The sequence below is a fragment of the Streptomyces fumanus genome (assembly GCF_014655295.1).
GTDB classification, from domain to species: Bacteria; Actinomycetota; Actinomycetes; order Streptomycetales; family Streptomycetaceae; genus Streptomyces; species Streptomyces fumanus.
Genome location: NZ_BNBI01000015.1, coordinates 106,889 through 118,229, shown reverse-complemented (window position 1 = coordinate 118,229; position 11,341 = coordinate 106,889). Strand labels below are relative to the sequence as shown.

At 73.2% G+C, this 11,341-nt stretch carries 16 protein-coding genes; 12 read left to right on the top strand and 4 right to left on the bottom strand.

Features of this window, described 5'->3' with window-relative positions; translation table 11 throughout:
* Window positions 1-45 precede the first annotated feature (45 nt).
* From IE316_RS29150 to IE316_RS29105, 10 genes are read left to right on the top strand one after another with little or no spacing between them, the layout of a single operon-like run.
* On the top strand, window positions 46-492 hold the full coding sequence (locus IE316_RS29150) for a gas vesicle protein GvpO (protein ID WP_190207523.1): 447 nt from the start codon (window positions 46-48) through the stop codon (window positions 490-492).
* Between the two features lie 47 nt (window positions 493-539).
* Window positions 540-965: a gas vesicle structural protein GvpA gene (locus IE316_RS29145; RefSeq protein WP_190207522.1), complete on the top strand. Its 426-nt coding sequence runs from the start codon at window positions 540-542 to the stop codon at window positions 963-965.
* Entirely contained in the window at window positions 962-1,738 is a 777-nt protein-coding gene (locus IE316_RS29140; protein ID WP_190207521.1) for a GvpL/GvpF family gas vesicle protein, read from the top strand. Before IE316_RS29145 ends, IE316_RS29140 begins: the two co-directional genes overlap by 4 nt.
* Before the next feature lie 4 nt (window positions 1,739-1,742).
* Window positions 1,743-2,006: a gas vesicle protein GvpG gene (locus IE316_RS29135; RefSeq protein ID WP_190207520.1), complete on the top strand. Its 264-nt coding sequence runs from the start codon at window positions 1,743-1,745 to the stop codon at window positions 2,004-2,006.
* Complete coding sequence (locus IE316_RS29130; protein WP_190207519.1) at window positions 2,003-2,608, top strand: DNA primase; 606 nt, start codon at window positions 2,003-2,005, stop codon at window positions 2,606-2,608. Before IE316_RS29135 ends, IE316_RS29130 begins: the two co-directional genes overlap by 4 nt.
* Entirely contained in the window at window positions 2,608-3,837 is a 1,230-nt protein-coding gene (locus IE316_RS29125) for an SRPBCC family protein (protein ID WP_190207518.1), read from the top strand. The genes IE316_RS29130 and IE316_RS29125 overlap by 1 nt, the downstream gene beginning before the upstream one ends.
* A complete protein-coding gene (locus IE316_RS29120; protein ID WP_190207517.1) occupies window positions 3,834-4,163 on the top strand; it encodes a gas vesicle protein in 330 nt (109 codons plus the stop codon). Before IE316_RS29125 ends, IE316_RS29120 begins: the two co-directional genes overlap by 4 nt.
* Entirely contained in the window at window positions 4,160-4,948 is a 789-nt protein-coding gene (locus tag IE316_RS29115; RefSeq protein ID WP_190207516.1) for a GvpL/GvpF family gas vesicle protein, read from the top strand. Before IE316_RS29120 ends, IE316_RS29115 begins: the two co-directional genes overlap by 4 nt.
* Window positions 4,945-5,127, top strand: coding sequence for a gas vesicle protein (locus IE316_RS29110; RefSeq protein ID WP_190207515.1), 183 nt, complete (start codon window positions 4,945-4,947; stop codon window positions 5,125-5,127). The genes IE316_RS29115 and IE316_RS29110 overlap by 4 nt, the downstream gene beginning before the upstream one ends.
* 1 nt (window position 5,128) lies before the next feature.
* Window positions 5,129-5,413: a gas vesicle protein K gene (locus IE316_RS29105; protein ID WP_190207514.1), complete on the top strand. Its 285-nt coding sequence runs from the start codon at window positions 5,129-5,131 to the stop codon at window positions 5,411-5,413.
* A gap of 26 nt (window positions 5,414-5,439) precedes the next feature.
* Here the strand turns inward: IE316_RS29105 and IE316_RS29100 are convergent, their stop codons facing one another.
* The 3 genes from IE316_RS29100 to IE316_RS29090 all read right to left on the bottom strand — a co-directional run bounded on the left by IE316_RS29100 (window position 5,440) and on the right by IE316_RS29090 (window position 8,093).
* Entirely contained in the window at window positions 5,440-5,610 is a 171-nt protein-coding gene (locus tag IE316_RS29100; RefSeq protein WP_190207513.1) for a hydrophobic protein, read from the bottom strand.
* Between the two features lie 43 nt (window positions 5,611-5,653).
* Window positions 5,654-6,475, bottom strand: a complete 822-nt coding sequence (locus IE316_RS29095) for a class I SAM-dependent methyltransferase (RefSeq protein ID WP_190207512.1) — start codon at window positions 6,473-6,475, stop codon at window positions 5,654-5,656.
* A gap of 127 nt (window positions 6,476-6,602) precedes the next feature.
* Complete coding sequence (locus tag IE316_RS29090; protein WP_190207511.1) at window positions 6,603-8,093, bottom strand: bifunctional phosphatase PAP2/diacylglycerol kinase family protein; 1,491 nt, start codon at window positions 8,091-8,093, stop codon at window positions 6,603-6,605.
* 94 nt (window positions 8,094-8,187) lie between these two features.
* Here IE316_RS29090 and IE316_RS29085 point away from each other — a divergent pair, with 94 nt between their 5' ends.
* Window positions 8,188-9,807, top strand: coding sequence for an ABC-F family ATP-binding cassette domain-containing protein (locus tag IE316_RS29085; RefSeq protein ID WP_190207510.1), 1,620 nt, complete (start codon window positions 8,188-8,190; stop codon window positions 9,805-9,807).
* Window positions 9,808-9,847: 40 nt separating this feature from the next.
* Here IE316_RS29085 and IE316_RS29080 read toward each other — a convergent pair whose 3' ends face one another.
* Window positions 9,848-10,966 carry a baeRF2 domain-containing protein gene (locus tag IE316_RS29080; protein ID WP_190207509.1) on the bottom strand — a complete coding sequence of 373 codons (1,119 nt, stop codon included), beginning with the start codon at window positions 10,964-10,966 and terminating at the stop codon, window positions 9,848-9,850.
* A gap of 58 nt (window positions 10,967-11,024) precedes the next feature.
* Between IE316_RS29080 and IE316_RS29075 the strand changes: the two genes are divergently transcribed.
* On the top strand, window positions 11,025-11,294 hold the full coding sequence (locus IE316_RS29075) for a DUF6158 family protein (protein ID WP_190207508.1): 270 nt from the start codon (window positions 11,025-11,027) through the stop codon (window positions 11,292-11,294).
* The last annotated feature ends 47 nt before the right edge of the window (window positions 11,295-11,341 follow it).

The following is an 11,341-nucleotide window of genomic DNA, read 5'->3' as shown; positions in this document are numbered from 1 at the left end:
AGGTTTGGCCAAGAGTCCTGCGGCCACACGAAGGGGGAGGTGGCCATGACGAACACAAAGAACACGTCGGATTCACAATCCAGGCAACGGAGTTCACGGACAGCACAGGACTCTCACGAGTCGGCGGACGACCGCGAGAGCACCGACGACACCAGCAAGACGAGCGAGACCAAGAAAACGAGCGACACGAGCGACACCAGCGACACCGCGGCGGACCGCCGGCCCAGCGCCATGCAGGTGCTGCGCCAGGCGCGCGACCAGCTCGCCGAACTGACCGGCATGGTCGCCGAGTCCGTGTCGTCCTTCGCGCAGACCGAGGACGGCTGGGCGCTGGAGGTCGAGGTCCTCGAACTCGAGCGGGTGCCCGACACGATGAGCCTGATGGGCAGCTACCAGGTGGAACTCGACCACCAGGGCCAGCTCACCGGCTACCGCCGGGTCCGCCGCTACGAGCGGGGACGCGCCGACGGGCGCAGGTCCGGCGGCCAGTAGCCCGCCCGACCGTACTTCACAACCGACTCAAGGAGGGATCAGCCGGCATGACTGTCGTACCGGCACAGCAGACCGGCGGCGGAGGCGGCAGCAGCGGCCTCTACGACGTGCTCGAACTGGTATTGGACAGGGGGCTCGTCATCGACGCATTCGTGCGGGTGTCCCTGGTGGGCATCGAGATCCTCAAGATCGACGTACGGGTCGTCGTGGCCAGTGTCGACACCTATCTGCGGTTCGCCGAGGCGTGCAACCGCCTCGACCTGGAGGCCGGACCGCGCAAGGACCCCGGCCTGCCCGACCTGGTCGGCTCCATCACCGAGTCCGGGGCGCGCGGCAAGTCCAAGGGCGCGCTGTCCGGCGCCGCGCAGACCATCTCCGACGCCTTCCAGCAGGCACGCGGCGAGAGTGAGGGCGAGTCCCGGCCGAGGACCCGCAAGTCGACCGCGTCGCGCCGGAAGGAGGAGCAGGAGTGAGCACCTACGTCTACGGGATCACCGCGAGCACGCACCCCGCGCTTCCCGAGGGCATGGACGGCGTCGGCACCCCGCCGCGCAAGGTCCGCATCCTGAAGGAGGGCGACCTGGCGGCCGTCGTCAGCGACGCCCCCGAGGGACTGCGCCCCAAGCGCAAGGACCTGCTCGCCCACCAGAACGTGCTCAGCGAGGCGGGCGCGGCCGGCTGTGTGCTGCCGATGCGGTTCGGCAGCGTCGCCACCGACGACAAGTCCGTCACCGACGTGCTCGCCGAGCGCGCCGACCACTACAAGGAGCGGCTGGGCGCGCTGGACGGCCGGGTCGAGTACAACATCAAGGCCAACCACGTCGAAGAGGCCGTCCTGCACCACGTGATGGCCGAGAACCAGCAGATCCGCGCCCTGGCCGAGGCCAACCGCAAGGCGGGCGGCGGCTCCTACGAAGCCAAGATCCAGCTCGGTGAGATGGTCGCCGCCGCCGTCCAGGCCCGCGAGGCCGAGGACGCCCGCGCCCTGCGGAGCGTGCTGGAGCCTCAGGCCGAGGCCGTCAGCGTCGGCCCCGAGTCCACCGGCTGGCTGGCCAACGTCTCGTTCCTGGTCGGCCGGGACGCGGCCGAGGAGTTCCTGGCCGCCGTCGAGCGCGCCCGCGCGGAGCTGCCGCACCTGGAGGTGCGGGTCAACGGCCCGCTGCCCCCGTACAGCTTCGTCGAGCCCGGCCCGGCCGAGCCCGCGGGAGCCGCCGCGGGCGGCGGCGCGGGCACCGGGGCGGGGTGACGACGTGGGCCTGATCTCCGAGGTGCTGCTGCTGCCGTTCGCGCCGGTGCGCGGCAGCGCCTGGGCCGTCAGACAGGTGCTCCAGGAGGCCGAGCGGATCTACTACGACCCGGCGACCGTACGGGCCGAACTGTCCCGCCTGGAGGAGCAGTTGGAGGCCGGAGAGATCACGGAGGAGGAGTTCGACCGACAGGAGGACGAACTCCTGGACCGGCTGGAGAACGCTTCGCGCAACAGCGCGGGAACGGGCAACGGGACCACACCATGAACCGAGTCGGACTCGGCCTCGCCGTAGGGGCCGGCTATCTGCTGGGACGGACCAAGAAACTCAAACTCGCGGTCGCCGTGGGCACCATGGTGGCCGGCAAGAAGATGAACCTGACGCCGCGCGGCATCGCGGACCTGGTCTCCACCCAGTTGCAGAACAACCCGCAGTTCAAGGAGATAGGCGACCAGCTCCGCGAGGACATGCGGGGCGTGGGCAAGGCGGCCACGGGCGCGCTGGTCGAGCGCCGGATCGACGCGCTCGCCGACCGGCTGCACGGCCGTACCGCCCAGGTCCGCGACCAGCTCACGGGCGCGGCGTCGAAGGTGCCGGGCACCGGCTCCGGCGACCGCGACGACGACGCGTACGACGAGCAGGACGAGCGGGACGAGCGCGACGACCGCGCCGAGTACGACGACGCGTCCGAGGAGCCGGCCGCGGCGGAGCGGCCGGCGAAGAAGGCGCCCGCGAAGAGGACGGCGGCCAAGAAGACCGCGGCGAAGAAGGCCCCCGCCCGCAAGGCGGCGGCGAAGTCGGCGCAGTCGGCACGCAAGACGGCCCAGGGCACCGCCCGCCGCCGGACCCCGAAGGGTGGCGGTGAGTGATGGCCGGGACCCTGGGAAGCGCGGCCAAGGCCGCGGGCGGCGCGGCGAAGCAGAACCCGCTCGCCGACGTGGCCCGCGGCGAGGCCGCCGACCGGCTCAAGGCGGAGGTGCAGGAGTACCTCGCCGCGCAGGCCACCCGCATGCTGGTGGGCGTCGGGCGCAAGCTCGGGCAGACCACCGTCAAGCTCAACGACATCGCGGAGGGCAACAGCCCCGGCTTCGCCAAGCTCGCCCTCGACGGCGGCCGCAAGCTCGCCGAGGGCAAGGGCCCGGTGCGCAGCGCGGTGGAGCTGGGCGCGGGCCGCCTCAAGGACAACGTCGTCGGCGCGGTGAAGAACCTCGCCGGCGGCAAGGGCAAGGGCAAGGGCGGCGCCGGGAAGAAGCCGACCGTCATCCTGGAGTACGTCGACGTGGGCGTGCCGCTGCGCACGGCCTACGACCAGTGGACGCGGTACCAGGACTTCAGCACCTTCGCCAAGGGCGTCAAGAGCGCGAGCCGCGCCGACGACACCACCTCCGACTGGCAGATGAAGGTGTTCTGGTCCAACCGGAGCTGGAAGGCGAAGACCACCGAGCAGGTGCCGGACGACCGGATCGCCTGGACCTCCGAGGGCGCCAAGGGCACCACCAAGGGCGTCGTCTCCTTCCACCGGCTGGCCGACAACCTCACCCGGGTGCTGCTGGTCATCGAGTACTACCCGAAGGGCCTGTTCGAGAAGACCGGCAACCTCTGGCGCGCCCAGGGCCGCCGCGCCCGGCTGGACCTGAAGAACTACGTCCGGTTCATCACGCTCAAGGGCGAGGCGTCCGACGGCTGGCGCGGCGAGATCCGCGACGGCGAGGTCGTCACCAGCCACGAGGACGCGCTCGCGCGGGAGGAGGAGTCCGAGGAGCGGGAGGACACCGCCGAGGAGCACGAGGAGCACGAGGAGCCGGAGGAGCACGAGGAGCCGGACGCCGAGGCGGAGGACGCCTCCTACGACGAGGAGGAGGAGCCCGAGGCCGCGTACGACGAGGACGCGGACGCGGACCTCGCCGACGAGGAGGTCGAGGAGGACGAGCCGGAGGACGTCGAGGACGCCGAGGACGCCGAGGACGCCGAGGCCGTAGAGGAGGACGAGCCCGAGGACGAGTACGCCGACGAGGTCAAGGACGAGGACGGCGACGAGGACGACGGCTACGCCTACCAGGACGACGACGAGTACGCCGAGCAGGGGAGCCGCCGATGACCACTCCCGGCCGGCTGCCCGAACCGTACGGACAGGGACAGGGCGCCAACCTCGCCGACATCCTGGAACGGGTGCTGGACAAGGGCGTGGTCATCGCGGGTGACATCCGCATCAACCTGCTCGACATCGAACTGCTCACCATCAAGCTGCGCCTTATCGTCGCTTCCGTCGACAAGGCCAAGGAGATGGGTATCGACTGGTGGGAGAGCGACCCGGCGCTCTCCACCAACGCCCGGCACAAGGAACTCGCCCGGGAGAACGAGGAACTGCGCCAGCGCCTGGCCGAGCTGGAGTCGGGCCGCGCACCGAAGGAAGAGACACCATGACCGGACTGCGGTACGTGTACGCCGTCTGCCGCCCCTTCGGCGCGGCCCTCCAGGCCCAGGTGGGGGGAGTCGCCGGCGATCCGCCGCGGCTGCTGACCCACCGGGGCCTGGTCGCCGTCGTCAGCCATGTGCCCGAGGCGGACTTCGCCGAGGAGCCGCTGCGGTCCCATCTGGAGGACCTGGACTGGCTGACCGCGACCGCCCGCGCCCACCAGCAGGTCATCGACGCGCTCACCGCCGTCACGACGCCGCTGCCGCTCCGGCTGGCCACCGTCTTCCGGGACGACAGCGGCGTCCGGGTGATGATGGAGGAGCGCGAGGAGAGCTTCCTGCGCACCCTGGAGCGGCTGGACGGCCGGGTCGAGTGGGGCGTCAAGGTGTACGTGGAGAGCGCCGAGGAGCAGTCGGCGGCGGCCGCGGCCGAGAAGCCCGCCTCGGGCCGGGAGTACCTGCTCCAGCGCCGCCGGCGGACCCGGGCCGGCGAGGAGATGTGGCAGCGGGCCGAGGAGTTCGCCACCCGGCTGCACCAGGCGCTGTCGGGCCGGGCGGACGACGCCCGGCTGCACGCGCCGCAGAACCCGGCGCTGTCCGGCGCGGCCGGGCGGAACGTCCTCAACGCCGCCTATCTGGTGCCGCGGGACCATTCCGAGGAATTCGTGGAATTGGTGGACCGCACGAAGGACGACGTGCCGGGAATTCGCGTGGAACTCACCGGACCGTGGGCCGCCTATTCCTTCGCCGGGGAGAACGGCGGCACCGAGGACAGCCGGGAGGGCCGGTCGTGACCGCCGTGGAGCGCCGGGAGATCGCCCTGGTGGACCTGCTCGACCGGCTGCTGGCCGGCGGGGTCGTCATCACCGGCGACATCACCCTGCGGATCGCGGACGTCGATCTGGTCCGCATCGATCTGAACGCGCTGATCAGCTCGGTCAACGCCGATGTGCCGTCGCCCTGGGGGGACTGACATGAGCGAGAACCGAGGCCGTATCGAGTTCCAGCCGGACACCGTCGAGCGGGATCTGATCAAGCTGGTGCTGACCGTGGTGGAGCTGCTGCGCCAGCTCATGGAGCGGCAGGCGCTGCGCCGGTTCGACCAGGGCGACCTCACCGAGGACCAGGAGGAGCGCATCGGGCTCACCCTGATGCTGCTGGACGACCGCATGACCGAGCTGCGCGAGCGCTACGGACTGCGGCCCGAGGACCTGAATCTGGACCTCGGGCCGCTGGGACCGCTGCTGCCCCGGGACTGAGCCGCACGGCTCGGTCCCGGGCCTGTTCACCACCTGTACCAGCGGCCCCTGCCGCCTCCCGCCGTGGTGCCGCGCGCCAGGAAGCCGAGCAGCCACACCACCAGGACCGCCAGGGCGATCCACCAGAGAATCTTCACGGCGAATCCGGCACCGAAAAGGATGATCGCCAGAAGCAGTACGAGCAGAAGTGGAACCATAGCGCATTACCTCCTGCCGTACTGGTGTCCAGGATTTCGCCGATCAGGCTTCTTTTCTGCACAGAATCTCTCCGTGCAGCACACCGAACCACCCCTCTTCCCGCTCGCCCCATTCCCGCCAGGCCGCCGCGATCGCGCGGAGCTGCTCCTCGGTGGCGTGGCCGCCCTCGACGGCCCGCCCGGCGTAGGCCGACTCCATGGTGCGGTCCGCCCACAGCCCGCTCCACCAGGCGCGTTCCCCGGCCGTGGCGAAGGTCCAGGTGGCGGAGGTGGCGGTGACGTCCGTGAAGCCGGCCGCCAGGGCCCATGCCTTCAGCCGCCGCCCGGCGTCCGGCTCGCCGCCGTTGGCGCGGGCGACCCGGTGGTACAGGTCGTTCCAGGCGTCCAGGCCGGCCGAGGCCGGGAACCAGGTCATGGCCCCGTAGTCGGAGTCGCGGACGGCGACGTACCCGCCCGGTCTGGTGACCCGCCGCATCTCGCGCAGCGCCGCCACCGGGTCGCCGACGTGCTGGAGCACCTGGTGGGCGTGGACCACGCAGAAGGTGTCGTCCGGGTATTCCAGGGCGTGCACGTCGGCCACCGCGAAGTCGACGTTGGCCACCCCGCGCTCGGCGGCCGTCGCACGGGCGCGGTCCAGGATGCCGGGGGCGCGGTCGACGCCGGTGACGTGGCCGTCGGGGACCAGCGCCGCCAGGTCGGCGGTGATGGTCCCCGGGCCGCAGCCGACGTCCAGGATCTTCATGTGGGGCTTCAGGGCGCCGAGCAGGTACCCGGCCGAGTTGGCGGCGGTGCGCCAGGTGTGCGAGCGGAGCACGGACTCGTGGTGTCCGTGGGTGTAGACGGCGGTCTCCCGGGTTTTCGGCATCGCTGGTCCCCTCTGCGGTGTGCGCCTTGCGGCGACTGGTACCACCGTAGGCCGCACAGCCGTATCGTGAGACGCGCGTTTTACGATGTGAGACGGGAGAGAGGTGACCGAGATAGGTGACGGTGTGTCAGCCCGGCAGCGGGCGGTACACCGGCAGGGCCTCGGGCAGCTTCTCCAGCGTCACGTCGCCCTCGGTCTCGGTGATCTCGCCGTCGTAGGCCAGCAGCGTGCCCGGCGCGATGCCGGTCAGGCGCAGCCGGCCGACCTGGACGGCGGCGTGGGCGGGGGAGCGGGTCAGCGGTCCGGCCAGCGCCGCGGAGAGCAGCCGCAGCGCCGGGCGCCGCCCGCCGTGCACCACCCGGACGTCCAGTTGCCCGTCGGCCAGGTCCAGCCGGCGGCCCGGCGCCAGGCCCATGCGGTGGTACGTGCCGTTGCCCGCGAAGAGCATCCACAGCGGGCGCCGGCGGCCGCCCACCCGGGCCTCCAGGGGGTGCCGGTCGGCGCGCAGCACCCGGACCGCCGCCAGCACCCCGGCCGGCCAGCCGCCGATCCGCGGCGACCACCGCTCCCGCTCGCGCACCAGCTCGGGGTAGACGCCCAGGCTGAAGGTGTTGAGGAAGACGCCTTCCAGGCCGCCCGAGACGAACCGGCCCACGTCCACCCGCACCCCCTCGCCCTGCTCCAGCGCCCGGCACAGCGTCCGCACGTCCTCCACGCCGAGGTCGTAGGCGAAGTGGTTGAGCGTGCCGCCGGGCAGCACCGCCAGCGGCAGTCGGTGCCGCAGGGCGACCGCGGCGGCGGTGTTCACCGTGCCGTCGCCACCGCACACGCCGAGCACCCGGGCGCGGCTCGCGGCCTTCTCCAGCTCCGCGGGCACCTCGGCCGGCTCGCACTCGACCACCTCGGCCCGGGGCAGCGCGTCGCACAGCGCCCGCACCCGGTCCGCGGTGCCCGAGCCGGTGTTGGCGACCATCACCAGGCCGTCGCCCTCCGGCAGCGCGGGCAGCTCGGCGCGCGGCCGGGCCGGCGGGACGAGCTGGGCCCGGGTCGGCACCAGGCCCCGCACCGCGAACGCGGCGCCCGCGCCGAGGGCCGCCCCGGCCAGCACGTCGCTCGGGAAGTGCACGCCGGTGTAGACCCGGGAGACGGCGACCGCGGCGGCCAGCGGCGCGATGGCCGTCCCCCACGCCGGGGACTCCAGGGCGACGCCGGTGGCGAACGCGGCGGCCGAGGCGGCGTGTCCGGACGGGAACGAGGTGGTGATCGGCTGCCGTTTGAGCTGCCGGACCAGCGGCACCGGGTCCAGCACCGGCCGGGGCCGGCGGACCGTGCGCTTGCCGAGGGTGTTGATGGTCAGCGAGGCCAGGGTCAGCGAGGCCAGCCCGCGGGCGGCGGCCCGGCGGGCCCGGGGGGTGCGGGAGGCGGCGAGGCCCGCCGCCGCGGCGAACCACAGCACGCCGTGGTTGGCGCTCCGGCTCAGCCGGGGCAGCACCTGGTCGCCGCCCGGCCAGTGCCGGGCGGCGACCGCCTCGAACAGACGGTGGTCCAGTCTCAGGAAGCCGTCGCGGACGGGGCGCGGGCCGGGCGTCGGGACGGTGAGGTCGAGATAGGGGCTCATGCCTCCCGCCTACCCGCCCGGCCCCCGTTCCTGCCCGGCGCCCCGCGGCAAAAGCGGTTGCCCGGCCGCCCCGCCGGGAAAGACAATCGCCCCCATGGGACATCTCGAAGCAGCGCACCTCGCCTACCACCTCCCCGACGGGAGGACGCTGCTCGGCGACGTCTCCTTCCGGGTGGGGGAGGGCGCCGTGGTCGCCCTGGTCGGGCCCAACGGCGCCGGGAAGACCACCTTGCTGCGCCTGCTCTCCGGCGAGCTGAAGCCGCACGAGGGCACCGTCACCGTCAGCGGCGGCCTCGGCGTGATGCGCCAGTTCATCGGCTCCGTACGGGACGAGACGACCGTACGCGACCTGCTGGTCTCGGTCGCCCCGCCCCGCATCCGGGAGGCCGCCCGCGCCGTCGACGCCGCCGAGCACGCCCTGCTCACCGTGGACGACGAGGCCGCGCAGCTCGGGTACGCGCAGGCGCTCGCCGACTGGGCGGAGGCGCGCGGCTACGAGGCCGAGACGCTGTGGGACATGTGCACCACGGCCGCGCTCGGCGTGCCCTACGAGAAGGCGCAGTGGCGCGAGGTGCGCACCCTCTCCGGCGGCGAGCAGAAACGCCTGGTGCTGGAGGCCCTGCTGCGCGGCACCGACGAGGTCCTGCTGCTCGACGAGCCGGACAACTACCTGGACGTGCCCGGCAAGCGCTGGCTGGAGGAGCGGCTCGCCGAGACCCGCAAGACCGTGCTGTTCGTCTCCCACGACCGGGAACTGCTGGCCCGCGCCGCCGAGAAGATCGTCTCCCTGGAGCCGGGCCCGGCCGGCGCCGACGCCTGGGTGCACGGCGGCGGCTTCGGCACCTACCACGAGGCCCGGCGCGAGCGCTTCGCCCGCTTCGAGGAGCTGCGCCGCCGCTGGGACGAGAAGCACGCCCAGTTGAAGAAACTGGTCCTGACGCTCCGTCAGGCCGCCACGGTCAGCCACGAGATGGCCTCCCGGTACCACGCGGCCCAGACCCGGCTGCGCAAGTTCGAGGAGGCCGGGCCGCCGCCCGAGCCGCCCCGCGAGCAGGACATCACCATGCGCCTCAAGGGCGGCCGCACCGGCGTCCGCGCCGTCACCTGCGAGCGCCTGGAGCTGACCGGCCTGATGCACCCCTTCGACCTGGAGGTCTTCTACGGCGAGCGGGTCGCCGTCCTCGGCTCCAACGGCTCCGGCAAGTCGCACTTCCTGCGCCTGCTGGCCGGCGAGGAGGTGGCGCACACCGGGCACGTCAAGCTGGGGGCACGCGTGGTGCCGGGGCACTTCGCGCAGACCCACGCCCACCCCGAGCTGCGGGGCCGCACCCTGCTGGACATCCTGTGGCGCGAGCACGCCCAGGACCGGGGCGCCGCCATGTCCCGGCTGCGCCGCTACGAGCTGACCGGGCAGGCCGAGCAGAGCTTCGACCGGCTCTCCGGCGGCCAGCAGGCCCGCTTCCAGATCCTGCTGCTGGAACTCCAGGGCGTCACCGCCCTGCTGCTGGACGAGCCCACCGACAACCTCGACCTGGAGTCCGCCGAGGCGCTCCAGGAGGCCCTGGAGTCCTTCGACGGCACGGTGCTCGCGGTCACCCACGACCGCTGGTTCGCCCGGTCCTTCGACCGCTTCCTGGTCTTCGGCAGCGACGGCCGGGTCCGCGAGACCCCCGAGCCGGTCTGGGACGAACGCCGCGTCGTCCGGGCCCGCTGAGCCACGGGCCCGGACGACGCGGCGGCCACCGGCGGCCGGGTCACCGCCAGCGCAGCAGCGCCCCCAGGCCGCCCACCGGGGTGTCCTCGCCGCCCTCGGGCAGCGCCGGCACCACCGAGATCGCCGGGGCGCCGGTCATCACGGCCGAGCGCAGCAGGGCGTCGTCCGCACGGGCCGACCAGGAGTTCTGCTCGCCGAGCGTCTTCAGCTCGGTGCGGCGCACGGCCACCTGGTCGGCGTCCTCGCCGATCCACACCTCGCGGTGCGTGTCCGGGCCGTCCGGGATCAGCAGCAGTTCGTCGATGCGGTGCTCCCGGGCGGCCTCGACCAGCGCGGGCACGCCCTCGACGGCGGCGGCCCGGCCCTCGTCGTCCGGAGCCCGGGCGGCCAGGAACCGGTCCAGGTCCGCCTGCGCCCGGGCCCGTACGTGGTCGGCGCGCAGCCGCTCCACCTCGTCGTCCAGGAGCCGGCTGCCGGCCCCGCGGGACGCCTCCGTGACACAGTCGGCCAGGTGCTTGGGCAGGTGCTCGCGCACCGTCCGCCGCTCCCGGTCGTCGCCGACCAGGATCAGCAGGTCGGCGCCGGTCTCCTGCTGGCACACGGCGAGCGCGTCGGCGATCTCCGCCGCGTTGTGCTCCCAGGTGTTCTCCACCCGGAGCTGGAAGTGCCGCTCCGACCAGTCGGCGCTGGCGGTCCGGCGCAGGGGCCACTGCTGCCCGGTCACCCCGCCCGCGGCCCGGCTGCCCAGCGCACTGCGCAGCTCGAAGTCGGCGCCCCTGCGGTCCACGTAGGCGATCACGCAGACCGGGTCCTCGCCGACCAGCTCCAGCAGCGGCGACACGCGCGGCAGCGGCGCCCAGTGCGCGGTGCTGCCGCCCTGCGGGGCGCGGGCCAGCGGCGGGTCGAGCAGCACCTGTCCGGCGCGGGCGAACAGCACCCGGCCGTGCTGGTCGCTGGAGCGCCGCAGCTCCTCCACGGCGTCCCGCACCGCCCGGCAGGTGGCCTCGTCCGCGCCCTGCTCCGCGAGCTCCCGGGCCACCGCCTCCGCCGTCAGATGGCGGGCGTGGGAGGTGTCCTCCGCGTGCTGTGAGAGATCGAGGTAGACAGAGGCCCAGGGGCCCGGCTGTTCGTAGAGGGGGTGCAGAAATGCGAGATCCATGGATCCCTCCCGGATGCCGCTCGGGGGTGGTGGTTCTCCGGGCGGGTACCCGGACGCCATGAACGAACACGAGACCTCGACCGGAGTGGACCCGGCCCGCCTGGACGACCAGCAGCTCATGAAGGAGCTGGAGAACATCCACCGCACGCGTCACGACACGCTGCTGTACGGGTCGAACGACGCCCTGCGGGCCCACAACGAGCGCATGGCGCAACTGGAGGGCGAGTGGCTGCGCCGCAACCCGCGCCGCCCCGTCGCCGCCGGCCGGACCCGGGAGGGCGCGCGCGAGCGCACCGGCGGGGAGACCGCGACCCCCTCGGGCACGTGAGGAAGGCGCCCCGCCGGTCCACCCGGCGGGGCGCCTCTTCGGTACGG